The organism is Nonomuraea sp. NPDC050451 (assembly GCF_044458585.1).
This window is the reverse complement of the sequence record NZ_JBITHZ010000048.1, coordinates 1-25,126: the sequence shown is the minus strand read 5'-3', so window position 1 is coordinate 25,126 and position 25,126 is coordinate 1. Positions and strand designations below refer to the sequence as shown.

Annotated in this window: 25 protein-coding genes, 4 tRNA genes and 1 pseudogene; 18 read left to right on the top strand and 12 right to left on the bottom strand. The window is 71.9% G+C overall.

Annotated features, from left to right (window positions below; all coding sequences use genetic code 11):
- Positions 1-21: 21 nt before the first annotated feature.
- The gene (locus ACIBI9_RS60095) at positions 22-708 is read left to right on the top strand and encodes a TetR/AcrR family transcriptional regulator (protein ID WP_397236848.1); all 687 of its coding nucleotides are present in this window, start codon (positions 22-24) and stop codon (positions 706-708) included.
- Here the strand turns inward: ACIBI9_RS60095 and ACIBI9_RS60090 are convergent.
- Entirely contained in the window at positions 692-1,444 is a 753-nt protein-coding gene (locus ACIBI9_RS60090) for a MerR family transcriptional regulator (protein ID WP_397236846.1), read from the bottom strand. The two genes, ACIBI9_RS60095 and ACIBI9_RS60090, sit on opposite strands and share 17 nt — an antisense overlap.
- Positions 1,445-1,669: 225 nt before the next feature.
- Here ACIBI9_RS60090 and ACIBI9_RS60085 point away from each other — a divergent pair.
- The 5 genes from ACIBI9_RS60085 to ACIBI9_RS60065 all read left to right on the top strand — a co-directional run bounded on the left by ACIBI9_RS60085 (position 1,670) and on the right by ACIBI9_RS60065 (position 3,095).
- Positions 1,670-1,740 (top strand) — tRNA-Ala (locus tag ACIBI9_RS60085).
- A gap of 13 nt (positions 1,741-1,753) precedes the next feature.
- Positions 1,754-1,826: transfer RNA gene (locus ACIBI9_RS60080), tRNA-Leu, on the top strand.
- Between the two features lie 12 nt (positions 1,827-1,838).
- A tRNA-Glu gene (locus ACIBI9_RS60075) sits at positions 1,839-1,911 on the top strand.
- A gap of 38 nt (positions 1,912-1,949) precedes the next feature.
- Positions 1,950-2,031 (top strand) — tRNA-Tyr (locus ACIBI9_RS60070).
- Positions 2,032-2,273: 242 nt separating this feature from the next.
- Positions 2,274-3,095 (top strand): nitroreductase/quinone reductase family protein, encoded by an 822-nt coding sequence (locus tag ACIBI9_RS60065; RefSeq protein WP_397236844.1) that lies wholly within the window; start codon positions 2,274-2,276, stop codon positions 3,093-3,095.
- A gap of 7 nt (positions 3,096-3,102) precedes the next feature.
- On the opposite strand, the gene ACIBI9_RS60060 is transcribed toward ACIBI9_RS60065, so the two are convergent.
- Positions 3,103-3,813, bottom strand: a complete 711-nt coding sequence (locus tag ACIBI9_RS60060) for a DNA polymerase beta superfamily protein (RefSeq protein ID WP_397236842.1) — start codon at positions 3,811-3,813, stop codon at positions 3,103-3,105.
- A 108-nt stretch (positions 3,814-3,921) separates the two neighbouring features.
- Between ACIBI9_RS60060 and ACIBI9_RS60055 the strand changes: the two genes are divergently transcribed.
- Positions 3,922-4,371 (top strand): MarR family winged helix-turn-helix transcriptional regulator, encoded by a 450-nt coding sequence (locus ACIBI9_RS60055; protein ID WP_397236840.1) that lies wholly within the window; start codon positions 3,922-3,924, stop codon positions 4,369-4,371.
- A gap of 29 nt (positions 4,372-4,400) precedes the next feature.
- On the opposite strand, the gene ACIBI9_RS60050 is transcribed toward ACIBI9_RS60055, so the two are convergent.
- Both ACIBI9_RS60050 and ACIBI9_RS60045 read right to left on the bottom strand, forming a co-directional pair.
- Entirely contained in the window at positions 4,401-5,054 is a 654-nt protein-coding gene (locus tag ACIBI9_RS60050) for a response regulator (RefSeq protein ID WP_397236838.1), read from the bottom strand.
- Positions 5,042-6,157: a sensor histidine kinase gene (locus ACIBI9_RS60045; protein WP_397236966.1), complete on the bottom strand. Its 1,116-nt coding sequence runs from the start codon at positions 6,155-6,157 to the stop codon at positions 5,042-5,044. Before ACIBI9_RS60045 ends, ACIBI9_RS60050 begins: the two co-directional genes overlap by 13 nt.
- Before the next feature lie 140 nt (positions 6,158-6,297).
- Here ACIBI9_RS60045 and ACIBI9_RS60040 point away from each other — a divergent pair, with 140 nt between their 5' ends.
- Both ACIBI9_RS60040 and ACIBI9_RS60035 read left to right on the top strand, forming a co-directional pair.
- A complete protein-coding gene (locus ACIBI9_RS60040) occupies positions 6,298-6,675 on the top strand; it encodes a DUF6069 family protein (protein WP_397236836.1) in 378 nt (125 codons plus the stop codon).
- Positions 6,672-7,415 (top strand): annotated as a pseudogene (locus ACIBI9_RS60035) (alpha/beta hydrolase); the annotation flags it as partial. The gene ACIBI9_RS60040 and the pseudogene ACIBI9_RS60035, both read left to right, overlap by 4 nt.
- A 324-nt stretch (positions 7,416-7,739) precedes the next feature.
- Here ACIBI9_RS60035 and ACIBI9_RS60030 read toward each other — a convergent pair.
- On the bottom strand, positions 7,740-8,486 hold the full coding sequence (locus tag ACIBI9_RS60030; RefSeq protein ID WP_397236834.1) for an NADPH-dependent F420 reductase: 747 nt from the start codon (positions 8,484-8,486) through the stop codon (positions 7,740-7,742).
- Between the two features lie 122 nt (positions 8,487-8,608).
- Between ACIBI9_RS60030 and ACIBI9_RS60025 the strand changes: the two genes are divergently transcribed.
- Complete coding sequence (locus ACIBI9_RS60025) at positions 8,609-9,469, top strand: helix-turn-helix domain-containing protein (RefSeq protein ID WP_397236832.1); 861 nt, start codon at positions 8,609-8,611, stop codon at positions 9,467-9,469.
- Positions 9,470-9,508: 39 nt separating this feature from the next.
- On the opposite strand, the gene ACIBI9_RS60020 is transcribed toward ACIBI9_RS60025, so the two are convergent.
- The 3 genes from ACIBI9_RS60020 to ACIBI9_RS60010 all read right to left on the bottom strand — a co-directional run bounded on the left by ACIBI9_RS60020 (position 9,509) and on the right by ACIBI9_RS60010 (position 12,350).
- Positions 9,509-10,432, bottom strand: coding sequence for an RNA polymerase sigma-70 factor (locus ACIBI9_RS60020; RefSeq protein ID WP_397236830.1), 924 nt, complete (start codon positions 10,430-10,432; stop codon positions 9,509-9,511).
- The gene (locus ACIBI9_RS60015) at positions 10,429-11,361 is read right to left on the bottom strand and encodes an NAD-dependent epimerase/dehydratase family protein (RefSeq protein WP_397236828.1); all 933 of its coding nucleotides are present in this window, start codon (positions 11,359-11,361) and stop codon (positions 10,429-10,431) included. The genes ACIBI9_RS60020 and ACIBI9_RS60015 overlap by 4 nt, the downstream gene beginning before the upstream one ends.
- 80 nt (positions 11,362-11,441) lie before the next feature.
- Entirely contained in the window at positions 11,442-12,350 is a 909-nt protein-coding gene (locus ACIBI9_RS60010; RefSeq protein ID WP_397236826.1) for an RNA polymerase sigma-70 factor, read from the bottom strand.
- Between the two features lie 160 nt (positions 12,351-12,510).
- Between ACIBI9_RS60010 and ACIBI9_RS60005 the strand changes: the two genes are divergently transcribed.
- Positions 12,511-13,851, top strand: coding sequence for an FAD-binding oxidoreductase (locus ACIBI9_RS60005; protein ID WP_397236824.1), 1,341 nt, complete (start codon positions 12,511-12,513; stop codon positions 13,849-13,851).
- 87 nt (positions 13,852-13,938) lie between these two features.
- Here ACIBI9_RS60005 and ACIBI9_RS60000 read toward each other — a convergent pair whose 3' ends face one another.
- Positions 13,939-14,706, bottom strand: coding sequence for an SDR family NAD(P)-dependent oxidoreductase (locus ACIBI9_RS60000; RefSeq protein WP_397236822.1), 768 nt, complete (start codon positions 14,704-14,706; stop codon positions 13,939-13,941).
- Positions 14,707-14,838: 132 nt separating this feature from the next.
- Between ACIBI9_RS60000 and ACIBI9_RS59995 the strand changes: the two genes are divergently transcribed.
- The 3 genes from ACIBI9_RS59995 to ACIBI9_RS59985 are packed head-to-tail and all read left to right on the top strand — an operon-like array spanning position 14,839 to position 16,888.
- The gene (locus ACIBI9_RS59995; RefSeq protein WP_397236820.1) at positions 14,839-15,468 is read left to right on the top strand and encodes a TetR/AcrR family transcriptional regulator; all 630 of its coding nucleotides are present in this window, start codon (positions 14,839-14,841) and stop codon (positions 15,466-15,468) included.
- The gene (locus tag ACIBI9_RS59990) at positions 15,465-15,764 is read left to right on the top strand and encodes an MFS transporter (RefSeq protein WP_397236818.1); all 300 of its coding nucleotides are present in this window, start codon (positions 15,465-15,467) and stop codon (positions 15,762-15,764) included. The genes ACIBI9_RS59995 and ACIBI9_RS59990 overlap by 4 nt, the downstream gene beginning before the upstream one ends.
- On the top strand, positions 15,761-16,888 hold the full coding sequence (locus ACIBI9_RS59985) for an MFS transporter (protein ID WP_397236816.1): 1,128 nt from the start codon (positions 15,761-15,763) through the stop codon (positions 16,886-16,888). The genes ACIBI9_RS59990 and ACIBI9_RS59985 overlap by 4 nt, the downstream gene beginning before the upstream one ends.
- Before the next feature lie 11 nt (positions 16,889-16,899).
- Here the strand turns inward: ACIBI9_RS59985 and ACIBI9_RS59980 are convergent, their stop codons facing one another.
- The gene (locus tag ACIBI9_RS59980) at positions 16,900-18,453 is read right to left on the bottom strand and encodes an SMI1/KNR4 family protein (RefSeq protein ID WP_397236814.1); all 1,554 of its coding nucleotides are present in this window, start codon (positions 18,451-18,453) and stop codon (positions 16,900-16,902) included.
- Here ACIBI9_RS59980 and ACIBI9_RS59975 point away from each other — a divergent pair.
- Positions 18,442-18,687, top strand: coding sequence for a hypothetical protein (locus ACIBI9_RS59975; RefSeq protein WP_397236812.1), 246 nt, complete (start codon positions 18,442-18,444; stop codon positions 18,685-18,687). The two genes, ACIBI9_RS59980 and ACIBI9_RS59975, sit on opposite strands and share 12 nt — an antisense overlap.
- 227 nt (positions 18,688-18,914) lie before the next feature.
- Here the strand turns inward: ACIBI9_RS59975 and ACIBI9_RS59970 are convergent, their stop codons facing one another.
- A complete protein-coding gene (locus tag ACIBI9_RS59970; protein ID WP_397236810.1) occupies positions 18,915-19,913 on the bottom strand; it encodes an SDR family NAD(P)-dependent oxidoreductase in 999 nt (332 codons plus the stop codon).
- Between the two features lie 80 nt (positions 19,914-19,993).
- Between ACIBI9_RS59970 and ACIBI9_RS59965 the strand changes: the two genes are divergently transcribed.
- Positions 19,994-20,596, top strand: a complete 603-nt coding sequence (locus tag ACIBI9_RS59965) for a TetR/AcrR family transcriptional regulator (RefSeq protein WP_397236808.1) — start codon at positions 19,994-19,996, stop codon at positions 20,594-20,596.
- An 81-nt stretch (positions 20,597-20,677) separates the two neighbouring features.
- Positions 20,678-23,383, top strand: a complete 2,706-nt coding sequence (locus tag ACIBI9_RS59960) for an ATP-binding protein (RefSeq protein WP_397236806.1) — start codon at positions 20,678-20,680, stop codon at positions 23,381-23,383.
- A gap of 7 nt (positions 23,384-23,390) precedes the next feature.
- On the opposite strand, the gene ACIBI9_RS59955 is transcribed toward ACIBI9_RS59960, so the two are convergent.
- Positions 23,391-23,558, bottom strand: a complete 168-nt coding sequence (locus ACIBI9_RS59955; protein WP_397236804.1) for a hypothetical protein — start codon at positions 23,556-23,558, stop codon at positions 23,391-23,393.
- A 709-nt stretch (positions 23,559-24,267) separates the two neighbouring features.
- On the opposite strand from ACIBI9_RS59955, the gene ACIBI9_RS59950 reads away from it, so the two are divergent.
- Positions 24,268-24,957, top strand: coding sequence for a recombinase family protein (locus ACIBI9_RS59950; RefSeq protein ID WP_397236802.1), 690 nt, complete (start codon positions 24,268-24,270; stop codon positions 24,955-24,957).
- Positions 24,958-25,126 lie beyond the last annotated feature (169 nt).

Genomic DNA, 25,126 nt, shown 5'->3' with positions numbered 1-25,126 from the left:
GTTCCTCAAGGAGGTGAGCCCATGCTCGTCTGGGAGCGGCCCGAGCCGCCGAGCAGGCCCACGCCGAGCCCGCTGAGCAGGGATCGGATCGTGCGCGCGGCCATCGACCTCGCCGACCGCGAGGGGCTCGACGCGGTGTCGCTGCGCAAGGTCGCCGCCGCGCTCGACGCGGGCCCCATGCGCCTGTACGGCTATCTGTCCACCAAGGAAGAGCTGCTGGACCTCATGGTGGACGAGGTCTACGGCGAGATCGTCCCGTCAGAGCCGGCCGGCGACGACTGGCGGGCGGCGCTGCGGGATCTCGCCCGGCGCACCAGGCAGGCGGCGCTGCGCCACGAGTGGTTCGCCGACCTGCTGGGCGGGCGGCCCAATCTCGGGCCCAATGCGCTGGCCTACCTGGAGACCTCCCTGACCGCGCTGAAGGACGTGCCGGTCACCACGATGCTGCAGGTCGCCACCACCGTGAACGCGTACGTGATGGGCGCGGTCCGCCGCGAGATCACCGAGCTGCGGACCGAGCGCGCGAGCGGCCTGGACGAGCAGGAGTGGCGGAGCACCGTCGGCCCGTACCTCACCCGGATGCTGGCCACCGGCCGCTACCCGGCGGTGGCCAGGTTCGTCGCGAGCGACGACGTCCAGCCCGACTTCGACGAAGGTCTCGACTGGGTGCTCGACGGGGTCGCCCCGCACGTCACCGGCGCGCCATGATCCGCATCGCCTGCCGTACGACCTCGGCCTGCGCGGGGGCGAGCCCGTCGAGGAACGGCTCCACCGCCGCCGGGTCCCAGTCGGGCGGGCCGGAGCCGGCCAGCAGGTGCACCGTGCTGTAGTCGGCCAGCGACTCCGCCAGCGGCCCCACCCGCGGATCGTCCGGCGAGGCGTCGGCCAGTTCGTCGAGCCTGCGGTAGAAGTCGTGGCCGCGCGCCGCCATCTCGGGGTCGGCGGCCAGCGCGTCGAACATCGCGAACGCCTGCTTGCGATCGCCGCTCGTCGCCATGCTGTCCATCAGCACCAGCAGATCGCGGTCCCAGGCCGCCGCCTTCGACGCCGGGAGCTCCACCGTGCGCAGGAAGGCCAGCAGGTCGGGCGATGAGGTGTCGTCGGGGCCCAGCGACCCGGTCTCCGCCTGCTTGAGCACCTCGGCCAGCCGCAGGCGGCGCAGCTGGATCTCGTGCTCCTGCCGGGCCAGGTCCGCGTCGATCTCGGTGAGGATCTCGGACAGCTCGCGGGAGCGGTCGTCCGCGATGACGTCCCGCGCCTCCTCCAGGCTCAGCCCGAGCTCCACCAGGCGCCGCACGCGGGCCAGGGCGATGGCGTCGCGCATGCCGTACTCGCGGTAGCCGTTGGCCAGGCGCGCCGGCTCCGGCAGGATGCCTTGCTGGTGGTAGTAGCGCACGGTCCGGGTGGACACCCCGAGCAGCGCGGCAAGCTCTCCGATCCGCATGCTCCGACCATAAATCAATGGCATTCGCCGAGGCGCACCGGCTACTGTCATGTTCGTCCGAAGAACGAAAGGAAAGGCCCGCCATGAGATTCGCAGCCGAACGCCGCTATCGCCGGGGCGCGGCGTGCGGCGGCGCGCTCGTGCTCGCCGGGCGGGCTTCTGGATAATCCCTCTCAAGGATCGTCCAGAGGCCGCCGGGAAAGCATCCGGGCGGCCTTTCTCTTTGGGCTGATGGTGAAAAGGCATCACACCTGCCCTGCAAGCAGGAGTTCAGGTTTCGAGATCCTGTCGGTCCACGAAAGTGCTGGCACGTCCGTAGCCCAATGGCAGAGGCACCGGTCTAAGGAACCGGACGGTGCGGGTTCGAGTCCCGCCGGACGTACGAAAGTAAAAGGCCCCGTTGGTCCAGCGGTCAGGACGCCCGGCTTTCACCCGGGAAATCGCCGGTTCGAGTCCGGTACGGGGTACGGCCGGCCATTCATCGGCCCGATGAACCATTGACCATGCGCGAGCTGGGCACGTTGGGGAGCCCACCCGGCTGTAAACCGGACGCTTCGGCTGTGGCGGTTCGACTCCGTCCTCGCGCACTCCCATCCGGGCGGGTTGACATCCGTCGCGGATCAACGTGTAATGGCCGTCGCGTCGCGTGACGCCGGCCGTGGGGACGGCGGCGGCATGGAGGCGCCGAAACCAAAGGGGATGAGGCCGATGACTTCTCACATCGCTGGGCGTGCCTGAACGCAGCTGACCCGCGCACGTCGTTCCGACGTGCCGTGACGGGTTTCCAGGTCATCGAAAAGACTCATCCCGCTTTGGAGCGAAAACACGCATGCCCATTGACTTCAACCAGCAGATCATCGACGAGTTCCGGGCCAACCGCGGCCAGGTCGGCGGCATGTTCGAGGGAGCCAGGCTGCTCCTTCTGACGACCGTCGGAGCGCGCACGGGCGCGCGCCACACGACGCCGCTCGGCTACCTGCCCGACGGCGAGCGCAACCTGATCATCGCCTCGGCCGGGGGCGCGCCGCGGCACCCTGCCTGGTACCACAATCTGGTCGCCAACCCGCAGGTCGGCGTGGAGGACGGCGTCTTCACCTACCAGGCGAAGGCGGTCGTGCTGGAGGGCGAGGAACGCGACCGCATGTTCGCCCGCGCCGTCGAAGCCGACCCCGGCTGGGGCCGGTACCAGGAGAGCGCGGGCCGCGTCCTGCCCGTGGTCGCGCTCCTCCCGATCTTCGACGGGCCGCCACCGGGCCGCTTGGGCGACGCGCTCAAGCTGGTGCACGACGCCTTCCGCAGGGAGCTGTCCCGCATCCGCACCGAGGTCACCCGGTCGGGGCCGCGCCTTGGCGCGCAGCTGCGCGTCAACTGCCTGACCATGTGCGGCAACCTGCACGAGCACCACGCGCGCGAGGACGGCACCGTCTTCCCCGCGGTGGAGGCGCGTTATCCGGAGCTGGAGCCGGTGATGGCCCGGCTGCGCGCCGAGCACGAGACCGTCCAGCGGCTGCTGGAAGAGCTCCAGGCGCTCCTCCGCGACGACGCCCTCTCCCCCGGCACGTTGCTGGAGGAGGTCGACCGGCTCACCCGGGAGGTCGAGGCGCACCTCGACTACGAGGAGGAATACCTCGTGCCGCTGCTGAACGGCTGATCCCGCACTACGGGCGCGAGGTCCGCGGCTCCCAGTGGGCGATGCGGACCTCGCGCAGCCACGCTTCGACCGTCGCGGCATCGGGCTGGTCGGGCAGCGGCGTACGCACGGTGTCGAACGCCTCCTCGGTGGCCGCCAGGAGGGCTTGGGCCTCCTCGAAGCTGCCGGCGGCGACCCTTTTCCCGAAGGCGCGGATCCCCTCGGGGTCGGCGAGCCGGATCGGCAGGTGGCCGGTCTCGTACAGCTCTCGCCCCTGGTGCAGGAGGCGGGCGAGGTGGCGGGCATGCTTGCTGGTCCGCTTGCGGGTGTCGGCCGAGAACGAGCCGTCGCCGCGCTGGTCGAGGCGTTTGAACTGCTGGGTGGCGTACCCGAGGTAGGCGTTGCGGACCCGCGGGCCGGACAGGAACGCGGTGCGGATGGCGATGAGCTGGTCACCGAGCGGGGTGCGGGTCTCGTACAGGTCGTCGGGCAGCCACACCAGCTCCATCACGGTCGGATTGCCTCCCAGCGCGAGGGAGCACCACTTGCCCACCTCGTGGAGCGACCGGTCGGGGTTCGTCTGGACGATGCTCTCCTTGGGCCGGGATAGGCCGACCAGGTCCAGCGTGGGGGTGGCGAAGACGCCGAGCCGGTCGACGTCGGAGTCGGGCCCCGCCAGACCGTAGGCGGTGGAGCCGACGACGCCGGCGAGCAGCACGTTGCTGGGGGTGTTGGTCACGGGATGCCCTTCGAGTCGCACGCTTCCGTCGAAGATAGGGCAAAAGATCAAATTTCGCGGCAGTTCCTGAGTCAGCGCAGCTCAAACAAGATCCGGTATGTTCTCGGCGTGGACGACACCTCGCGCGACGACCTCGACGTGGACGCCTTCACCACGGCGATCGAGCACTTCAACCGCTTCTACATCCGGCTGCCCGTGCTGGAGAAGCTGCCGTTCACGACACTGTCGGTGCTGGACACCCTCGCCTTCAGCGAAGGCCCGATGCGGCTGACCGACCTGACCAGGACCGAGCAGGTCAGCCAGCCCGGGATCACCCAGCTCATCACCCGGCTGGAGCGCGACGGCCTGGTGGAGCGCCGCCCCGACCCGACCGACGGCCGTGCCGTGCTCGTCCACATCACCGAGGCCGGCCGCCGGATCGGCCGCTCCCGCCACGACGACCGCACCCGCCACCTGGCCCCGCTCATTGCCCGGCTGACCCCCGAACAGCGCCGGGCGATCGCCGCCGCCCTCCCCGCCCTGACCCGCCTCGCCGAGCTCGGCCGCGAAAGCTCCTGATCATGGTGATACGTCCGGTGCCCTGATGCTCAGGCGAGACCCGCGTCGTGGGCGAGGAGCGCGATCTGGGTGCGATTGTCCAGGCCGAGCTTGGTGAGGATGTTGGAGACGTGCGCCTTCACCGTCGTGATGCCCATGGCGAGCTCCGCGGCGATGTCCGCGTTCGTCCGGCCGCGCCCGATCGCGAGGGCGACCTCGTACTCGCGAGGGGTGAGGGCGGCCAGCGCGGCGCGGGCCCGCTCATAGGACCCGGCCTGGGCGACGGTGCGCTCCATCAGCCGCCGGGTGATGCGCGGGGAAAGGATCGGATCCCCCGCCGCGACCCGGGTGACCGCCTCCACGATCTGCGGCGGCGGGGTGTCCTTGAGCAGGAACCCGCTGGCGCCGGCGCGCAGCGCGTGCAGGATGTTCTCGTCGGTGTCGAAGGTGGTCAGCACGATCACCTCCGGCGGACGGGCGCGGGCGCGGAGCCGGCGGGTGGCGGTGATGCCGTCCAGACGCGGCATCCGCAGGTCCATGAGCACGACGTCGGGTGCGTGGGCGTCGGTGGCGGTGATGGCCTCCTGGCCGTCGGCCGCCTCGCCGACGACGGAGATGCCCGCGGCGCCGTCCAGCATCATGGACAGCCCGGCCCGGACCAGGGCGTCGTCGTCGACCAGGAGCACGCGGATCACGCGGGCCATGGTAGCCAGGCCTGGAGCCGGAACTGCCCGCCGGTGATCTGGTGGTCGAGTTGCCCACCGGCCAGCCGTACCCGCTCGGTGAGGCCGACCAGGCCGACGCCGCTGCCGGGCGCGGTCGGCGCCGAGCCGGGCGGGGGCAGCGGGTTGCTGATGTCGATCAGCAGGCGCGTGCCGGGGGCGCCGCGCAGCAGCACCTCCACCGGCTGGCCGGGGGCGTGCTTGCGGGCGTTGGTCAGCCCTTCCTGGACGACGCGGTAGCCGGTCCGTCCGGTGGCGGGCGGGGCGGCGCCGTCGGTCTCGTCGCTGACCTGTACGGCCTGACCGGCTTGGCGTGCTTCGGCGGCCAACCGCTCCACGTCGGCCAGCGTGGGCTGGGGTTCCAGCTCGTCCAGGAGGTCGTCCTCCTCGCGCAGCAGGCCGATCACCTGGCGCAACTCCTCCAGCGCCTGGTGCACCCCGGTGCGGACCACCCCGGCCGCCCGGGCGAGCTGGTCGGGCGATGAGTGAGGCCGGTATTCCAGCGCCCCCGCGTGGGTGGCCACCAGCGACAGGCGGTGGGCCAGTACGTCGTGCATCTCCCGGGCGAGCCGGCGGCGCTCGGCCATGCGGGCCTCGGCGACCCGCCTGCCCTGCTCGGCTTCGGCGCGGCGGGCGCGTTCGTGCAGCGAGATGAGCAGGGCGCGGCGGGAACGAGCCAGCCCGCCCCAGCCGAGCAGCGCGCCGTACGCGGCGCAGATCAGCAGCAGCCACCAGCCGAGGGAGATGCCGGAGTTCGGCCGCCACAGCCCCTGGACCAGGTGGGCCGCCATGCCCGCCGCCGCCACCGCCGCCGCGACGGGGAAGCGCCTGCGCTGGGCCACCTGCAGCGCCCCGGTCGTCGCCGCCGGCGTGGCCACCGGGGAGACCACGGCGAGCAGGGCGGCGGCGAGCGCCCCGGAGACCGGCCACCACAGCTGGGCGACCGCCGCGACCAGGCTCGACACCGCGACCGCGACATCCAGCCCCAGCAGCGGCCCGCCGCCCCGCCCCCACAGCGTCACGCCGGTCAGCGCGCTCAGCCCGAGGATTATGCTCGCCACGGCCACGGGCCGCGGGGGTCGCATCTCGCTCACCGGGCCAGGTTAGTGGCCGGTACGAAGGAGCCATCACCTACTAAAGGAGGACCCGTACCCCACCGGGGACGGACAGAGCGCGACCGCCGGCCCGATGCGGCGACCCGCCCGGCCGGGCGAGGCTGAGCGGCGTGAACACCTCCCTCAGAAGACTGCTCCTCACCGCGATCGGCGCGCCCGCGGCCGCCCTGGCCGTGTGGGCCCTGGCGGTGCCGCTGGCCGGAACCGCGCTGACCGTGCGGACGGGCGGCGGCACGCAGACCGTCGGCCCAGTGTCCGTCGTCGTGGCGAGCCTGGTGGCCGGGCTCGCGGGCTGGGCGCTGCTGGCCGTCCTGGAACGACGGGCGGCCCGGCCCGGCCGCAGTTGGACGATCACCGCCCTGGTCGTGCTCGTCCTGTCCCTCTCCGGCCCGCTCGGCAGCGCCGTCGGCGCCGCCGCGACGCTGGTGCTGATCCTGTTGCACCTGGTCGTCGGCGCCGTGCTCGTCGCGGGGCTGGCACGGCGATGAACCTGCCCTACGGGTACCTGATCACCCTGGTCCTCGTCGCGATCTGCACCTTCTTCGCGCTGGCCGCGCCCGGTCGCACCCGGCTCCTGGCCATGCTGAGCTTCCGGCTCGGCCTGGCCGTCAACGAGCTGCCCTTCGTGGTGTCGGCCTGGCTCCTGGCCGCCTCCGTGCTGGCCTTCGTCCAACGCGACCTGACCTCGCCGATCATCGCGGGGGTGGCGGCCCTGACCATGGCGGGCCTGGTCCGGGTGGCCTGGCGCGGCCGCCAGGCGCTGCCCGTCGTGCAACGCGCCCTGGGGGCGGTGCCCGTCTCGCGCCGCCTGCCGTACGGGCGCATCCTGCTCAGTCCCTTCCTGCGCCGCCACCGAGCCGTGGAACGGATCCGGAACCTCCCGTACGGTACGGCCGGCAGGCACAACCTGCTGGACCTCTACCGCCACCGCTCCCGGCCCACCGCGGCCCCGGTCCTGATCCACCTGCACGGCGGCGGCTACTCCGGCGGCAGAAAGGACAGCCAGTCCCTCCCGCTCCTCTACCGCCTGGCCGGCCAGGGCTGGGTGTGCGTCAGCGCGAACTACCGCCTGCGTCCGCAGGCGACCTTCGAGGACCACCTGGAGGATGCGAAGAAGGTGATCGCCTGGGTACGGGAGCACGGCCGCTCCTATGGCGCCGATCCGGACCGGATCTTCCTCTCGGGCAGCTCGGCCGGCGCTCACCTGTCGGCCATGGTCGCCCTCACTTCCGACGATCCGGCGTCCATCGCGGGGGTGATCGGGCTGGGCGGCTACTACGACGCCTACTACGGCGGGGATCCTCGGACCTCGCCCCTCGCCCACGTCCGGCCGGACGCGCCCCCGTTCTTCCTCATCCACGGTGACCACGACACCGTCGCCCCGGTCGAGGGCGCCCGGCTCCTCGCCGGACGCCTGCGCGAGGTCTCGGCCCAGCCGGTCGTCTACGCCGAGCTGCCCGGCGGGCAGCACGCCTTCGACCTGTTCCACTCGCTGCGCTTCGAGGCCGTCATCAACGCCATCGAGGCGTTCTGCGCGGTGAGCCTCAGGCGGTCAGCCGGCGCTCGGGAGCCTGGCCTCGCCCGCCGGCCGGCGGACCGCGGTCTCGGCGAGCTTGGCGACCTGCGCCGCGGGGACGGCGATGCCGGGATTCCGGAGAGTCCAGCGGAGGAAGTCCTCCACGCTCATGGCGGGTAGTTCGCCGAGGTAGGGCTGGATGTAGACCGGTGTGTTCGGTTCGCTGCGCCAGCTGTCGGCGAGCGTGCCGATGTCCACCGCGTCGTGCCCGAGGACGTCCAGCAGCCGGGTGGCCTCTGCCTTGGCCTCCGCGTCATCGCCGGCGATGGGCAGGGCGCTGCGGTCGGGCGCGCCGGTGGGCCGGGCGAGGGTGAACAGCTGGTGCGGGGTGATGTTGTTGAAGGCCTTGACCACCCGGGAGCCCGCGAGGTGGCGCTGTACGAGGGCGCTGGAGGTCAGTTCGCCCGTGTCGAGTTCGGCCAGGTGGCCGTCCCGCTCGGGATAGTAGTTCGCGGGGTCCAGCACCGTCTTGCCGGTCAGGGCGTCGGCGGGGAGCTGTTCGCAGGCCTTCAGCGGGACGGCCGCCACCACCAGGTCCGCGGCGCGGGCCGCTTCCGCCGGTGTGGCCGCCCGGGCCCGACCGCCCAGCTCGGCGACGAGATCGGCGAGCGTCTCGGGACCTCGCGAATTGCTGAGGACGACCTCGAGGCCGGCCGCGACGGCCAGGCGGGCGACGGAAGAACCGATCATTCCGCTCCCGATGAGTCCGAGCGTTCGGGACATGGTTCATCTCCAATTCGTTCATGTGGGTGGCTCGCCTGACAGCTTGGAACCCGCGCGGCCGCCCTGCCAGGTCCGTGGCTTGCGTACTCACGGCGTGATCACCCTCGGCGTAGGGTTGTCGCGTGAACGACCGGACCGAGCTGAGCGAGTTCCTCAAGTCGCGCCGTGCCCGCCTGCGTCCCGAGGATGTCGGGCTGCGCGACTACGGCGGAGCGCGGCGGGTCGCGGGGCTGCGGCGCGAGGAGCTGGCCCGGCTCGCGGGGGTGAGCATCGCCCACTACACGCGGCTGGAGCAGGGCAAGGGCGACAGCGTCTCCGACGAGATCCTGGACGCCGTCGGCGCGGCGCTGCGTCTGGACGGCGACGAGCTGACCTACCTGCGCCGGATCGCCCGGCCTCCCCTGTCGTGCGCGGCGGGCGCGGCCACGGTGCCTGCGAGCCTGCGTTACCTGCTGGAGTCGTTCGTGATGACGCCGGCGCTGGTGGTCGGGCGGCACACCCAGATCGTCGGCTGGAACCAGCTCGCGGTGGCGGTGTTCGGCGACTTCCCCGCGCTGCCGGCGGACCGGCGTACGCTCTCACACCTGCTGTTCACCGAGCCCCACCTGCGCGAGCTGCACCGCACCGGCTGGGAACGGGCGGCGCGCGAGCACGTGGCGCACCTGCGCGTCCTGCTCGGGCGATATCGCGGGGACTCCGGGCTCGCGACGCACATCGACCACCTGCGGGAGCTGAGCGCGGACTTCGCGCGGATGTGGGCCGAGCACCCGGTCGCGCAGGTCCGGTCCCGGACGTACGTGCTGCACCACCCGGTCGTGGGCGAGCTGACCCTGCACGGCGAGCTCATCGCGCTGCCCGACGAGCCGGCGTGCTGCGGGCTGGACCTGTTCGCCGCCGAGCCGGGCTCGGCCTCCGAGCAGGCGCTGCGGAAACTCGCGAGTCCGGGCGCGGCCGAGCCGGCGGCGGTGCCGTCCGCCCTGTGAGCCGACTGCCCCGGGTGCGGGGGCGGCCGGCTCTTGCGGTCAGTCCGCCGGCCGGCGGGCCTGGGTCGTCTCGCGGAGGATCGCCCAGGCGTCCGCCACCGGGCCCATGTGCTCAAGTTTGTCGGGGTTGAGCACCGCACGGATGGCCTGGACCCGTCCGTCGAGGACGTCGAGCGTCCAGGTGTTGATGACCTTGCCGTCCCGGTCGCGGAAGATCGCGCCCGGCTGGCCGTTCACCTGGTGCGGCTCCACCACGCCACCGATCCGGGCGAACAGCGGGGCGAGCGTGGCGAACACCCGGATCACATTCTCGGCGCCGAAGATCCCCGTACCCCACTGCGGGGCCTTGCCGCCGCTGTCGGAGACCAGGTGAACGTCGGCGGCGAGCAGTTCGCGCAACCCGTCGAAGTCGCCTTCCCGGAAGGCGTCGAAGAACCGTCCGGCGAGCTCCTCCCGCTCCTTGCGGCCGGCCTCGAACCGGGGCCGGCCCGCGTCCATGTGGCGGCGCGCCCGCGTCGCGAGCTGGCGGCACGCCGCCTCCGAACGTCCCACCGCCGACGCGATCTCGCCGAAGCCGAACCCGAACACCTCCCGCAGCACGAAGACCGCGCGCTCGAGCGGGCTGAGCCGCTCCAGCAGCAGCAGGGCCGCCGTGGACAGCGAGTCGGCCAGCTCCGCCGAGCGCTCCGGGTCCTGGTAGGGATCGGCGAGCAGCGGCTCGGGGAACCACGGCCCGACGTACTCCTCGCGCCGGACGCGGGCCGAGCGCAGCACGTCGATGGAGATCCGGGTCACCACGGCCGCCAGGAAGGACTTGACCGAGGCGGGCTCCGTCTGGGAGGTCTGGTAGCGCACCCAGGTCTCCTGGACCGCGTCCTCGGCCTCGCTCACGCTGCCGAGGATCCGGTAGGCGATCGAGAACAGCAGCGGCCGCAGCTCCTCGAACTCTTCGGCGCGGGTCATGCCAGCTCTTCCTTGAAGCCCTGCCGCCACGACGGGTGGCGCAGCTCCCAGCCGAGCTCCCGCTTGGCCCTGGCGTTGGAGAAGCCGCGCCCCTCGGTCATCATCGTCACCGCCACGTCCCCGGCTAGCGGCCGGGCCAGCCAGGCGGGGACCCGCATCGGCCGCTTGGCGCCGGCGCACTCGGCCAGGTAGGGCAGCCACTCGCCGGCCGGGGCCGGTTCGTCGTCGACGATGTTGAACACCCCCCTCGCCCGCTGCTCCACGGCCAGGACGGTGGCGCTCGCCGCGTCGTCCAGATGCACCCACGAGCAGTGGCCGGCACCGCTCCCGACGACCGGGAACTGCCGCTTGCGTACGGGCTCGACCAGGTCGTCCATGGCGCCCGGCCCGTAGAACCAGCCGTACCGCAGGACCGCGCCGCCGGCCTTGACGACCGTGTCCTCGACGTGGCCGATCGCCTTCATCCCGGGCTCCGCAGGCGTCCCCGTCATCGGGTCCACCGGGTCCCTCTCCGTCTTCACCCAGCCGCCCGCGCGGATGCCGTTCCAGGCGCCGTAGCTCTGCGCGACGAAGTTGGTCACGCCGGTCGCCTCGGCGGCGGCCAGCAGGTGGTCCGTCCCCTCGGTACGCAGCCGGTTGGTGCCGGCGAACCACCGATCCATGTGCTTCATGTCGGGCTTGCCGGCGTGTGTCACGGAGATCGCGGTCATCTGGTGCACGATCGCCTCCGGCCGGGCGTTGGCCACCGCCTCACCGACCGCCACCGCGTCCAGCCCGTCCATCACCACCGCCTCCGCGCCCAGTTGCTCCAGCGATCCCACCTTGGCCCCGCTCGTCGTCGAAGCCGTCACCTGGTGCCCCCGAGCCACCAGCAGCGGCACCAGCCGCCGCCCCAGAACCCCGCTCCCGCCAGCCACGAACACCCGCATGACCCTCACCTGCCCGATCAAGAGAACCTGTCTTCGCAACCCGAGACGAAACAGCCCGCCCGGATGTGACACGGCCGGACTCAGCGGTGCAGGGCGGTCTCCCGCTCCATGCGCGCCAGCTTCTCGGGATTGCGCACGGCGTAGAGCCCGGTGATGAGACCCTCTTCGATGCGCACCGCCATGACGGTGTCGATCTCGCCGTCGAGCCGGAGGACGAGCGCCGGGTAGCCGTTGACCTGCACTGCCTGCAGCGACGCCGTGGGGCTGAGCCTGCTCAGCACGGGGGCGACCTTGCCGGCCCCCACGACGGGCGCCAGCGCGGCCTGCTTGATTCCGCCGCCGTCGGTCAGGAGGACGATGTCCGGCGCGAGGATGTCGAGCAGGCGCTGCAGATCGCCGGTTTCGACCGCCCGCTGGAACGCCTCCAGCGCTTCTCGGGTTTCGGCCTGGGACACGACCCCGCGCGGCCGGCGCGCGGCGACGTGTGCCCGTGCCCGGTGCGCGATCTGGCGTACGGCGGCCGGGCTCTTGTCGACGGCTTCGGCGATCTCGTCGTAGTCCAGGTCGAACACCTCGCGCAGCACGAACACCGCCCGCTCGGTCGGCTGGAGCGTCTCCAGCACCAGCAGCATCGCCATCGAGACGCTGTCGGCCAGCTCGACGTCCTCGGCCACGTCGGGCGCGGTCAGCAGCGGCTCGGGCAGCCAGGGGCCGACGTAGGACTCCTTGCGCCGGCCCAGCGTACGCAGCCGGCTCAGCGCCTGACGGGTGGCGATCTGGACCAGGTAGGCACGCTGATCCCGTACGTCGTCAAGGTCGACACCCGCCCACCGCAGCCAGGTCTCCTGCAGGACGTCCTCGGCGTCGGCGGCCGAGCCGAGCATCTCGTAGGCGACGGTGAACAGCAGGTTGCGGTGGGTGAGGAACGCCGCGGTGGCGGCGTCCGGGCTCATGTCCCCGCCGCGATCTTCGGGTGCGGTGTGCGGCATGGGTGGCTCCTGTTCGCTCTCGACTGTGTCACCCACCAGACGCCGGACCTCGCCGTTTTGTGACGTCGTGGTGCTTGTGGCACACGTCACGTGCTCCGGCTGTCACAAGGATCGGCTCGCCGGCATCTCGTGTTCGCCCAGTACGTGTGAAAGGAACATCATGAGCTCAGCACTTGAAACCCTCCGCCGCGACTTCGGCGGCGACATCATCGAGCCGGGCGCGGCGGAGTACGGGTCGGCCAGGCGCTCGGTACTGACTTCGGGCAGCCCAGCTTATGTTCTGCGGCCCGAGGACGTCGCGGACGTGCGGGCGGGCGTCAGGTTCGCTGCCGGCACCGGACTCCTGCTGTCCGTACGCGGCGGCGGCCACGCCTTCGCGGGCTTCGGCACCAACGACGGCGGCATCGTGATCGACCTCAGCCGCCTCGCGCAGGTGGAGGTCATCGACAAGGAACGTCACCTCGTACGGATCGGCGGCGGCGCCACCTGGGGTCAGGTCGCGACCGCTCTGGCCCCGCATGGCCTGGCGATCTCCTCGGGCGACACCAGGAGCGTCGGCGTCGGCGGGCTGACCTTGACCGGCGGCATCGGCTGGAAGGTCAGGAAGTACGGCCTGGCCCTGGACAGCATGGTCGCCGCAGAGCTGGTCACGGCCGGCGGGGAGGTCGTGCGCGCGAGCGCGGAGGAGAACCCGGAGCTGTTCTGGGCGATCCGCGGTGGCGGCGGCAACTTCGGGATCGTGACCGCCTTCGAGTTCGCGGCACACCCGACGACGGACGTCTTCCACGGCAAGATCGCCTTCCCGGCGTCGGAGGCGGCCGGCGTGCTCCAGGGCTGGGCGGACCACCTCCGTACGGCCCCCGAAGAGCTCACCGCCATCGCGAACTTCGCCAACCCCTTCGCCGGCGGGCCCGAAGCGCCGGTCGAGATCTTCGTCGCCTTCGACGGCGATGACCCGGAGCTCGCGGCGCAGGCCATCGACCCGATCCGCCGGCTCGGCACGGTGATCGAGGACGACGTCGCGCTGAAGCCCTATGCGGACACGCTCGTGGACGGCGCGACCCCGCCGCCCGGTATCCGGCTCGTCACCCGAAGTGCCTTCGTCGACGAGGATTCGGTGCCCGAGGTCCTTCGGATCCTCACTGAGGTCGGGGCGTCGGCGGGGTCGCCGTTCATCGCCGTTCGCAGCGTCGGCGGTGCGGTGTCCCGGGTCCCCGACGACGTCACCGCCTACGCGCATCGCCAGGCGGAGTTGATGGTCGTGACGACGGCCCTGGGTCCGGAGCCGGTCGTCGAGGCCGCCCGTCCAGCTCTGGAGGCGATCTGGGCGCGACTCGCGCCTCACGTCAACGGCGCGTACGCGAACTTCCTCGCTTCCGCCGGCGAGGAGGACGTCGCCGCCGTCTATCCGACGGGAACGTATGAGCGGCTGGCGGCGGTCAAGCGCCAGTACGACCCCGGCAACCTGTTCGCCCGCAACCACAACATCCGGCCTGAGTAGGCCGGGCGTCCGGCACCGTGCACGGGCCCCACCCCCGAGTGTGCGTACACCTCGGCCGGGTGGGGCCCGCGCCGTTCGGGCCCCGATTCACCAGGGCAGCGGGCCGTCCTCGCTGAAGAACCCGCCGGTCGGCCCGTCCGCGCCGAGCGTGGCCAGGCGCACCAGGATCGCGGCGCCCTGCGCGGTCGTGAGGAAGCCGCTGTGGTTGTTGATCTCCGTGTCGACGTAGCCGGGGTTGGCGGCGTTCACGAGGATGCCGTCCTTCCGCAGCTCATTGGCGTACTGCACGGTCAGCGCGTTCAGCGCGGTCTTGGAGGGCGAGTACGCGGCCGACGCGGGCAGCATCGTGAAGGGGCCGTCCGGGTCGCTGTTGAGGGTCAGCGATCCGGCGGCGCTGCTGACGTTGACGATGCGCGGCTCCGGTGAGCGCCGCAGCAGCGGCAGCATGGCGTTGGTCACCGCGATCACCCCGAAGACGTTGGTCTCGAACACCGCCCGGACCATGTCCAGGTCGACGGAGCTGGGGACCTGGTCGCGGGCGTCAACCGGCGTGACCTGCCCGGACCCGGTGATGCCGCCGTTGTTGACCAGCACGTCGAGGTGGCCGAAGCGCTCCTCGACCTGCTTCGCGGCCGCCCGGGCGGTGGCCGGGTCGGTGACGTCCAGGGTGACCGCGTGCGCGTCGCCGCCTGCCGCGCGCACCGCCGCGGCGGCCTCCTCACCGCGCCGCTGATCTCTGGCGCCGATCAGGACCGTCATGCCCAGCGCGGCGAGTTGCTCGGCGGCCGCTCGGCCGATCCCCTTGTTCGCCCCGGTGACCAGCGCGATCTTGCGATGCGGGGTGTGCTCGCTCATGTCCGGCTCCTTGCTATGGGATGGTGCGTTCTCCTGTGAACGTGCCTTCGGAACCCGTGACGAGACGGCCCACCCGGATGTGACATGCGGTCCGAGTAGACATTGTCTACGACGATCGGGTAGACAGTGTCTATGCAAGCGGAGGGGACTCTTCGGGACCGGCTGGTCGATGTCGGTGTGGAGCTGGTGCTGAGCGAGGGCGTCGCGTCATTGGGGCTGCGGGAGATCGCCCGTCGGGCCGGGGTGTCGCACGGGGCGCCTCGCCGGTACTTCCCCACCCATCAGGCGTTGCTGTCGGCGATCGCCGGGCGCGGGTTCGCCGATCTGGCCGAGCGTTTCGCCGGGGCCGCCGACGAGGCGGCGGCGCCGCGGGCACAGTTGCGAGCGCTGTCCCGCGCGTACGTACGGTATGCGCAGGAGCGTCCCGGCATGTTCGAGCTGATGTTCCGGCACGACCTGCTGCGCGGACAAGCGCGTGCGGCAGGCCGGCCGCAGTTGCGGGAGGCGAGCCTGCCGCTGTTCGGCCGCATCGTCGAGCTCGTCGGCAACTGCCTGGAGCAGGAGGACGGAGGGCGACGGGACGTCCCGGCGGAGGTGACCGCGGTCGCGCTGTGGGCGAACGTGCACGGCCTGACCCAGCTGTGGGGTTGGGGCAGCATCGGGCTCGCGCTGGGCGAGGACGACTCGCCACCGTCCGACGACCGGCTCGACCAGCTCGTCAGCGCGATCATCGACGCCCACCTGGGCGGGGCGGACGCGTGAACGGCACGACCCGGCAGCGCCTGGCCCTGATCGTCAGCGCCGCGGGCGCGATGCTGGTCGCCCTGGACGGCACGGTCCTCATGGTGGCGCAGCCCAGCGTCCAGCACGACCTGGGCGCCAGTGTGGCGCAGACGCAGTGGACCAGCACCGGCTACCTGCTCGCCGTGGCCGCTTTGCTGGTCATCGCCGGACGGCTGGGCGACCGGTACGGGCACCGGCGAATGCTGCTGGGCGGCCTGCTCGGCTTCGCGGGGTCTCGGCCGCCATCGCGCTCGCGCCGGACATCGGCTGGATGATCGCCCTGCGGGTGGCGCAGGGCGTGTTCGGCGCCCTGCTCCAGCCCGCGACCTTGGCTCTGCTGCGCCTGACCTTCCCGGGAAACCGGCTCGGCGCGGCGGTCGCCGTCCGCACCAGCGCCATCGGGGTGGCCGCCGCTGCCGGGCCGTTGCTCGGGGGCGTTCTGGTGGCGCACCTGGGCTGGCGCAGCGTGTTCATGGTCAACGTGCCCGTGGCGCTGGTGGTCGCCGCGGCCGCCATGGCGGTGCGGGCACCCGCGCCGCCGCGCTCGGGGCCTGCGGAGCGACTCAATGCAGTGGGGGCGGTGCTGATGGCGGGCGTTCTGGCCGTCGGGGTGCACACCCTGGTCGGCGTGCCCGAGCACGGCTGGACCGGCGGGCCCACCCTGGCCGGCCTGCTCTGCACCGCGGGCGGCGCGGCGCTCCTGGTCGTCCACGAACGCCGCGCCGCCCACCCGATCGTGCCGTCCGTGGTGGCGCGCTCGATCCCGGTGACGGCCGCCATGACCCTTCTTCTCCTCACCACGGGCGGCATGTTCGGCGCCTTGTTCGTGGCCACCTTCCTGCTCCAGGACGTGCGGGGACTGACTCCGCTGGCGGCAGGGTTGCGCGTCCTGCCGTTGACGGTGCTCATGGTCCTCGGCGCGCCACTGGCCGGCGTCGTGTTACGCCGGTACGGGCCACGCCGTGTCGCGGTCGCCGGCTCCGCGCTGGTCACCCTCGGCATCCTCGGCATGTCGCGGCTGACCTCGACCGACGCCTGGGCCGTGAGCGGCGTGTGCTTCGCCCTGCTGGGCGCCGGCTTCGCCACCGTGATGGTCACCGCCACCGGCACCGTCGTCGGTGACGCCCCGGCCGGGTACGCCGGAGTCGTCGGCGGGCTCAAGCAGACCGCCATGAACATCGGCCCGACCCTCGGCATCGGCATCGCCGCCGGCCTGATGCAGGCCGAAGGATTCCCCGCATCACTGCGAACGGCGTCCGACTCCGCCCAGGCCGCAGAGCCGGCACTGCTGGGACTGGCCGCGCTCGCCGCACTCGGGCTGCTCCCCGGCCTGCTGCTGCCCACCCGGTCAGGCTCCGCTGAGCATCCCGAGCAAGCGACGGCACGGACCACCCCGTAAGTCCTCTTTGGTCAGTCGGAGCCGTCGAACCGCCCGGCGAAGTACTCGCAGCCGCCGAACTCCTCGCCAGGTCCGAACCGGGCCGCCCACTCGTTCACCTGACGCGGCGTGGGGTCGCCGCCCAGCCCGGCCGCGGCCAGCGGCGGCGGCTCGCCGAGTCGCCGCCACTGCTCGGGCGAGAGCGTGAGGGACAGCAGCCCCTTCAGCTCGTCGATCACGGCGAGGTCCTGGACGGCGGACTCCGCCAGTTCGAGTCCTTCCAGGCGCGGCAACGTCCGCAGCACGCCGAGATCGACGGGTTCCCGCGTGCGGAGGGTCACCGCGCGCAAGGTCGGATGGCCGGCCAGCGGGCTCAGGTCGGCCGCGTTGAGTTCGAGCCGCAACGCCTCGAGCGGGACCTCGCGCAAGGGACGCAGGTCGACGGGCCCCTCTCCGAACAACGCCACCATGCGCAGGTGGGGCGCGCCCCGGACCGGCTCCAGATCAAGATCTGTGACCTTGTCGACGACGAGGGCCTGGATCCTGCGCGGCTTCTTCGGGATCGGGGCCTCCCCGCGCCAGTAGGTGCGGCTGTCGTCCAGGTAGCTCGGCAGCTCGGCGTACACATCGAGGTAGCTGCCGTCTTCCTCGTAGTCGCCCCGGTCGAGTGCCTCCACGAGCCGGCGCAGCATGGTCGTGACGGAGTCGGCGACGTAGACAGGCGCGCCGTCGTAGTGGATGCCGACGCGGATGACCTGGCCGGGGCGGCCCGCGGGTCCCGGGTCCATGTCGACCGCCAGGTAGTCGCCGCCGGTGCTGGTGGCGAACGGGATCCAGCGCGGGCTGCTGAGCTGCCGCCGGATGGTGCCGGGCGGCTCGGCGTCTCCGGTCATCGACCAGAGCGGGTCGCCGGTCCATGTCCGCTCGGGCCGGTGGTGGACGAAGGTCGTCGTGGACTCCAGGGTGAACCACGGGTGGTTGTGGAAGAGCCCGATCTCTTCGTCGCCGTCGGCCTCGCCGTACAGGGCCACCAGGTCGGGGGGCAGGTCGCCGGGGAAGGCGTCCAGCAGCGCGGCCCGCTCGGCCGGGGCCGGCGGATCGGGCAGGAGCTCCTCCTCCCCGAGGATGTCGGCGCGTTTTCTCATGTACTCCCGGAACAGCCGGACGGCCTCCTTCGGGTCGCCCGCCGGCGTCGGGTTCGACGGAGGGGCCTGGTCGGCGCTGGGCTCGCGGGGCAGCATGTCAGGGTGCAGGACGTACAGGAACCGGCCCGAATCGTCCCGGCTGATCGCTCGACTGGTCACCGCCTCGAACCGGCCCGAGGGCTCGACGGCCAGCTCGACCATCAGATCCGCCGGCGAGACGCCGCTGAGCTGGTAGAGCTTGCTCAGCCCGCCGAGGCCGACGCGCATGCCGTCGATGCTGCCGTCGGACATCTCGTAGCCCGCGCCGCGGTGCCCCGAGGAGGACGGGCCGCGGTAGGCGTGCACCCATCCTCGCCGCCAACCCCGCGGAGCGCCTTTCGCGACCTGCGCGGCCACGCCTCGCAGGACCTCGGCCATGGCGTCCTTGCGTTGATCATCCATGCGGGCCAGTTCTACACCCTCCCACCGACGATCGAGCGAGACGGTGCGGTGGTGGGCAACGGCGTCAACGACCGGCAGGCGCTGGCGGCGGCCGTGCTGGGCGTCGCCGTACTCGGCCCGGAGGGCGCCTCCTCTCGCGCATTGCTGGTCGCGGACGTGGTCTGCGCGACGATCATCGACGCGCTGGACCTGCTGCTGGGCCCGCGCGCGCTGACCGCCACCTTGCGCCCCTGACCCGCGCGGCTCCGGCACCGCCCGCCGCGACCCGTGACCCGTCATCCGCCGCGACCCTGTCACGATCTGCTGGGGCTGCCGGTGGGTGCGGGGCCGGGCAGGTAGCGGCGTACCTACTGGCTGTCGGAATTGACGACAGGCCCGTGGTCTCCTGGTCGATGGGGAGCGAGCGCCATCCGCCCTGGACCGCGAGCCTGAGCACGCTGTCCAAGGCGTCCTTCATCGCCTCATGCGGAGGCAGTGCCGGACTGGTCTCCCTGGTCCAGCAGGGCGTTGATCATCTCCTGGAGCTGGGTGCGTCCGGTGGTGCCGAGTGCGCCGGTCAGGGCCTGGGCGAGCTTGTCGAAGGGGTCTTCCATCGGCAGCTCTTTCACCTTCTCGGCCAGTTCCTCCACGCTCCATAGCCCGTCTTTGTGGATGTGGCCGCCGAGGGACCAGCCGTGGTTGACAGCAACTGTCCCGCCTCGCACCGACAGCACCTGGCCGGTGAGCCGGCAGGCCGCGCTGGCCAGGTAGGCGGCGACTGGCGCACACGCGGCCGGGTCCAGGGGATCGAAGTTGCCCGCCGGCGGTTCCTGGCTCATGCCGGGAACGCCGAGGGTGAGCCTGGTGCGCGCCATCGAGGGCGAGATGCAGTTGACCCGTACCCCGTAGCGACCCAGCTCGAGGGCGGCCACGGTGGTCAGCGCCGCGACCCCGGCGTTGCCCGCCGCATAGGAGACCTGCGTCGGCAGCGGGTTGAGCAGCCCGGAGCCGGAGGAGGTGTTGACGACGGCGCGATCGGCGTCGACCCCGGCCTGGTGTTGGTCGCGCCAGTGCTGGGCCGCCCAGTGTGTCACGGCGAAGGTGCCCTTCAACTTGACGGCCAGGACGTCGTCGAAGTCCTCCTCCGACAGGTCGGCCAGGCCCATGTTCCGTTCGATGGTCGCGTTGTTGACCACGACGTGCAGGTCGCCGAAGGACTGCAGGGCTGTCTCCACCATGCGGCGGGCCCCGTCCCAGTCGGCGACGCTGTCGGTGCTGGTCACGGCCTGCCCGCCGCGAGCGGTGATTTCCTCGACGACCGCTGCGGCCACGCCGGCGTTGCCGCCCGTGCCGTCGATGGCGACGCCGGGGTCGTTGACGACGACTTTGGCGCCTTCGGCGGCGAAGAACAGCGCCTCTTCCCGCCCGATGCCGCGCCCTGCTCCGGTGATGAGGACGACGCGTCCGTCCAGACTTCCCATGTTGACCACCTTCAATCGCTACACTTTCTGCATTGATTCATAGTATGCATCTATACGTCAACTGCACTATAATGGTTGACATGGTGGAAACCCCCGGACTACGGGAGCGTAAGAAGCGACGCACCCGGCAAGCACTGATGGAAGCGGCCGTTCGCCTGTTCGAAGCCAAGGGCTACGACAAAGTGACCGTGGCCGAGATCGCCGATGCGGCGGAGGTGTCCCCCCGTACCTTCTTCCTCCACTTCCAGACCAAAGAAGACGTGCTCCTGGCCGACGCCGACCTGCGCGTCGACCTGGCGTTGCGAGTGATCGCCGAGCACCGCACCGGGGAGTCACTGTCCGAGGTCCTGGTGCGGGCAACGGACCAGATGATCGCCGATGCCTGGGGCCGAGACCTGCCCAGCGGAATCGCGGCGCTCCGAGCGAGATTGGCGGCTTCAGTGCCGGCCCTGCAGGCCCGGCTGCTGCAGCGGTATCTCGCCGCGCAGGCCGAGCTGGCCCAGGGGCTGCAGCGGGCCTTCCCCCGCACGCTCGACCCGATCACCGCCTCCGCGCTGGTCGGCGCGATGGTGGGCGCGGTCAGCGCCTCCGCCGTGACAGCGCTGACGCGTGGCGAGGGACCTGACGAAGTACGGGAGGCCATGCGTCGAGCCATGGCCTTGGTCGCGCGATCCGTCACCTGACCGACGATCGCGGTGCGACCCGCCACACAGCTCGCAGTGACTGATCCTGCTACATTCCGGACAACCGTTTCTTGGAGTGCCATGCTGTACGGCCGCCAGGCGGAACAAGCCGCCATAGACGAGCTGCTACGAGCCCGCTCCGGCGCCGCGATCGTGCGCGGCGAGGCGGGCATCGGCAAGTCGGCCCTCCTCGACTACGCCGCCGAGCAGGCCCAGGCACGCGTCCTGCGAGTGAACGGCGTCGAGTCCGAGGCCGACCTGCCGTTCGCCGCCCTGCACCTGCTGCTCCGCCCGGTTCTCGACGAGCTGGAAGCGCTGCCGCCGCAACAGGCCGACGCCCTGCGCGGCGCGCTCGGCCTCGGCGGCCCGACCCGGGGAGACCGTTTCCTGGTCGGGCTGGCGACGCTCAGCCTGCTCGTGGAGCTGTCGGCGGCGGGCCCGGTGGTGTGCCTGATCGACGACGCCCACTGGCTGGACGGCGAGTCGGCCGACGCGCTGCTGTTCGCGGTGCGCCGCCTGCACACCGAACCCGTCGCCGCCCTGTTCGCCGCGCGCGAGGGCGAGTTCCCCGCGAGAGGGCTGCCCGAGCTGCGGCTGGGCGAGCTGGACGCCGAGGCCGCCCGCGGCCTGCTCACCGGGCAGGCCGCCGACCTGCCGCCCGCCGTACGTGAACAGCTCCTCGCCGAGGCCCAGGGCAATCCCCTCGCGCTGATCGAGCTGCCCCGCATGCTCACCGCGGAGCAACGCAGGGGCGGTCTCGTCCCGCTGTCCTTCTCCCTCGCCACGGCGAAGCCGGTGACCGACCGAGTCCTTCGAGGCTTCCGCGACCGGATCGCCGCCCTGTCGCGCGCCACCCGTTCCTGCCTGCTGGTGGCGGCCCTTGACGACCGCGCCGAGCTGAGCGTGCTCGCGCGGGCGGTCGGCCTGCTCGGCGCCTCGCTGATGGATTTCGCCGAGGCCGAGCGGGCGGACCTGCTCGGCGTGGGCCCGGAGGGTGTCGCCTTCCGCCACCCGCTGGTACGGGCCGCGGTACTGCTCGCCTGCGACATCGGCACCAGGATGGCGGCGCACCGGGCGCTGGCCGAGGCGGTCGACGACGACCGGCGGGCCTGGCACCTGGCCGCCGTCACCCTCCAGCCCGGAGAGGAGGTCGCCGGAGAGCTGGAGCGGCTGGCGCTGCGCGCACGACAGCGCGGAGGGCAGACCGCGGTGTCGGCCGCCTACGTCCGGGCGGCCGAGCTGTCGGCCGATCCGGCCGAGGCGACGCGCCGGTGGACGGCCGCGGCCGTCGCCGCGGCGGAGGCGGGCCTGTGGGAACGCGCGAGAGAGCTCGTCGGCAGAGCGCAGCGGTCGGCGGAACGGGCGTCGCCGCCAGGCTCGGTGCTGGCCGAGCTGGCCCAGGTGAAGGCGAAACTGGAGATCGAGGCGGGCCGGCCGCTGGAGGGCGTGCGCCTGCTGCACCAGGGAGCCGAGTCGGTCGCGGACCTGCCCGCCAAGCTGTCGCTGCTCAGCCTGGCCGGCTTCTACACCTGGGCCGGCGCTCCCCACCCCGACCAGGTCACCCTGGCGCGCCGTACCGAGGAACTGTGCCCTGACGGCGGCGGGCTGGCCGCGGCGGTGCGCACGGTGAACCACGCCATCCGCCTCATTCTCGAGGGGGACGCGGCGACCACGCTCACCTACCGGACGCCGAAACAGGTCGATCGCATCCCGTTCGAGGTGCGCTTCGTCCTCAGTTACGCGGACGTCGTCCGCGCCGACCACGACGGCATGCTGGACGGCGCGGCCCGGCTGGTCGAGGACTGCCGGGCGGACGGGCGGCTGGGACGCATGCCCCTGGCCATGACGGCCCTGACCATCGCCCAGCTCGTCAGCGGGCGCCACCGGTCGGCGCGAACCACGGTGACCGCGGGCCTGGCCTTGGCCTCCGACGTGGGCCAGTCGCAGTGGAGCAGCTATCTGGCGGGGCTGCACGCCTGGCTGTCGGCGGTCGCCGGCGCGCAGGAGGAGTGCGCGGCGCTGGCCGAGCAGGCGAGCCGGGAAGCCGAGCACCGCAGGTGGATGCCGGGAGCCTTTTGGGCGGAGTACGCGCGGCTGATGCTGGACCTCGGGGCGGGCCGCTACGAGGCGGTGCTGGAACGGGTGGAGCGAGCGGTGGACGGCCCCATGCGCCACGCCTTCCTCTGGCGGTACGCCTGGCCCGACTACGTCGAGGCCGCCGCCCGGGCGGGACATCCCCGGCGCGCCGAGGAACCGCTGCGACGGTACGCCGAGTGGGCGCAGGCCACCGGCCAGGCCAGAGTGCTTGCCGTCCTGCATCGGGCCCGTGCCTTGCTGGCTCCCGACCACGAGGCCGAGGACCTGTTCGAGCAGGCGCTGGCCTTCCACGCCGAGGGCGAGCAGCCATTCGACGGTGCACGTACCCGCCTGGCCTACGGGGAGTGGCTGCGACGCCAGCAACGGCGCATCGAGGCACGCACCCACCTCGCGGCCGCCATCGAGGCCTTCGACCGGCTCGACGCCGCTCCGTGGTCCGCCCGCGCGGCGGCCGAACTGCGGGCCACCGGCGCCTCCGTGCCCGACCGCTCCCGCGCCGGTGATCCACTGGCTGCGCTGACACCGCAGGAGCTCGAGGTGGTCCGGCTGGCTGTCACCGGAGCGTCCAACCGGGACATCGGCGCCCAGTTGTTCCTCAGCCCCCGCACCGTCGCCTCGCATCTGTACAAGGCGTTCCCCAAGCTGGGCGTCTCCTCCCGGGCGGAGCTGGCCAGGCTGGAACTGGCCTAGGTGGACGTCACACCCTGCAGTAGATGATCGGCTGCGCTGCGATGCCGTTGGCCTTGAAGTCGGCCAGCACGAAACTGCGGGAGGTGGGCCGGAAGACGAGACTGGGCAGGAAGGTCCGCCAGTTCGGCCAACTGGCGTGGTTGACGAGCCCGTAGTCGGCAGGCTCCCCCTCCACCGCCCCGGACCTGCTCTAACGCGATCGCATGTACCCCATGGCTCCCCATCTCGGAGGAGGAGGAGGAGGAAAGTCTTCGCGGGTGTGGTCGATGACGTGGTCGGCGCCGAGGGAGCGGACCAGGTCGGTCTTCGCGGTGCGGCACACGCCGGTGACTTGGGCGTCACGGGGGCGCCGAACAGGCCGTCCTGACGCGCCGAACGCACGCTCTCCTCGACGTCGCCGTCGACATGCCTTGGGGACCGCTGATCAACCGATGGCTCCAGCGCAGCGGAGCGCTCACCTCCCACTATGCCGACAGCATCGTCGAGGCCGCTCTCAACGGTCTGCGCCCGCGTCGCTGAGACGACGATGACGGCTGCACGCCGCGGTCAGGCTGGTGCTCGCCGTACTCCTGCTGTTCCGGTCGAGCGGATCCGCGCCAGGCGTACCTGTCGCGCAGGCTGGCCGAACGCATCGGCCGGGCCATCCGCGGCGGCCAGTCGGTCGGGCACCTACACGAGGGTCCGCGTCCTGGCGGCGCCGGCCACGGCGGACCGGCTCAAGACGGCGGCAAGGGCCAGAGACCAAAGAGCTGACAGCCGCGGGATCGTTGCGGTGTTCCGTAGGGCGATCCCCACTGGAACACCAGCCACTTGGACAACCGCCCCAGGTCAGGTTGTTCCGCGAACCGTTCCCGTGGTGGCCCCTATCCGGAAAATGTGGAGCCGTGAACGGAACCCGGTTCAGCTACGCCCGCTGCTCGACCGACGAGCAAGACGTGATCATCCAGACCGAGCAGTTCCTGACCCTCGGCGTCCCGGAGGACAGGATCTACATCGACCGCGGCTTCTCCGGCACCACCCGCCGCAACCGCGCCGGCCCCGACCAGGCACTCGCCGCCGTGTGGGACGGCAACGTCTTCACCGTAACCACGTTCGACCGGCTCGCCCGCAACATGGCCGAGGTTAACGAGATCCTGACCGACCTGTCCGGCCGTGGCGTCCTGCTCGGACTCGGCGGCTCGGTCTACGACTGGAACGACCCGTTCGGGCGGCTGTTCCTGCAGGCCCTCGCCATGGTCGCCGAGTTCGAGGCCAACCTCGGGCACCTGCGCACTCGCGAGGGCATGGCCCTGGCCAAGAAGAACGGCAAGCTCAAGGGCAAGCAACCCAAACTGCCTGAACCAGCCCGGCGCTCCATCCGCCGTCGATACGCCGAGGGCGAGGTGCCCCTGGCCGACCTGGCCATCGAGTACAGCGTCGGACGCTCCACCACCCACCGCACCGTCCACGGACCAGAAGCCTCCAGTAGAGCGGTCACGCGTGGAACTACCGGCCACGGCACCGCGAGTGGGTCCTCGGCCGGGAGCGGAGGGCCGACCCGCAGCACTGGCGCGAGGGCCTCCCAGAGGCTTTGACGAATCCTCAACATGGAGTCAACGCGGCCGCACCTACCTTCCTCTCATCAGCCACAACACACGAGAGGAACACAACGATGAGCATCAAGCTTCGTAAGTCGCTCACCGCCCTGGCCATCGGCGGCGCGGCCTCCATCGCCATGCTGACGGCCACCTCGACCGGCGCCGT

Coding starts and splice junctions, on each gene's coding strand:
- ACIBI9_RS60095 (WP_397236848.1), top strand. CDS start 22: ATGCTCGTCTGGGAGCGGCCCGAGCCGCCGAGCAGGCCCACGCCGAGC.
- ACIBI9_RS60090 (WP_397236846.1), bottom strand. CDS start 1,444: ATGCGGATCGGAGAGCTTGCCGCGCTGCTCGGGGTGTCCACCCGGACC.
- ACIBI9_RS60065 (WP_397236844.1), top strand. CDS start 2,274: ATGCCCATTGACTTCAACCAGCAGATCATCGACGAGTTCCGGGCCAAC.
- ACIBI9_RS60050 (WP_397236838.1), bottom strand. CDS start 5,054: ATGGCCCGCGTGATCCGCGTGCTCCTGGTCGACGACGACGCCCTGGTC.
- ACIBI9_RS60045 (WP_397236966.1), bottom strand. CDS start 6,157: ATGCGACCCCCGCGGCCCGTGGCCGTGGCGAGCATAATCCTCGGGCTG.
- ACIBI9_RS60030 (WP_397236834.1), bottom strand. CDS start 8,486: ATGTCCCGAACGCTCGGACTCATCGGGAGCGGAATGATCGGTTCTTCC.
- ACIBI9_RS60020 (WP_397236830.1), bottom strand. CDS start 10,432: ATGACCCGCGCCGAAGAGTTCGAGGAGCTGCGGCCGCTGCTGTTCTCG.
- ACIBI9_RS60015 (WP_397236828.1), bottom strand. CDS start 11,361: ATGCGGGTGTTCGTGGCTGGCGGGAGCGGGGTTCTGGGGCGGCGGCTG.
- ACIBI9_RS60010 (WP_397236826.1), bottom strand. CDS start 12,350: ATGCCGCACACCGCACCCGAAGATCGCGGCGGGGACATGAGCCCGGAC.
- ACIBI9_RS60005 (WP_397236824.1), top strand. CDS start 12,511: ATGAGCTCAGCACTTGAAACCCTCCGCCGCGACTTCGGCGGCGACATC.
- ACIBI9_RS60000 (WP_397236822.1), bottom strand. CDS start 14,706: ATGAGCGAGCACACCCCGCATCGCAAGATCGCGCTGGTCACCGGGGCG.
- ACIBI9_RS59995 (WP_397236820.1), top strand. CDS start 14,839: ATGCAAGCGGAGGGGACTCTTCGGGACCGGCTGGTCGATGTCGGTGTG.
- ACIBI9_RS59985 (WP_397236816.1), top strand. CDS start 15,761: ATGATCGCCCTGCGGGTGGCGCAGGGCGTGTTCGGCGCCCTGCTCCAG.
- ACIBI9_RS59980 (WP_397236814.1), bottom strand. CDS start 18,453: ATGGATGATCAACGCAAGGACGCCATGGCCGAGGTCCTGCGAGGCGTG.
- ACIBI9_RS59970 (WP_397236810.1), bottom strand. CDS start 19,913: ATGGGAAGTCTGGACGGACGCGTCGTCCTCATCACCGGAGCAGGGCGC.
- ACIBI9_RS59965 (WP_397236808.1), top strand. CDS start 19,994: ATGGTGGAAACCCCCGGACTACGGGAGCGTAAGAAGCGACGCACCCGG.
- ACIBI9_RS59960 (WP_397236806.1), top strand. CDS start 20,678: ATGCTGTACGGCCGCCAGGCGGAACAAGCCGCCATAGACGAGCTGCTA.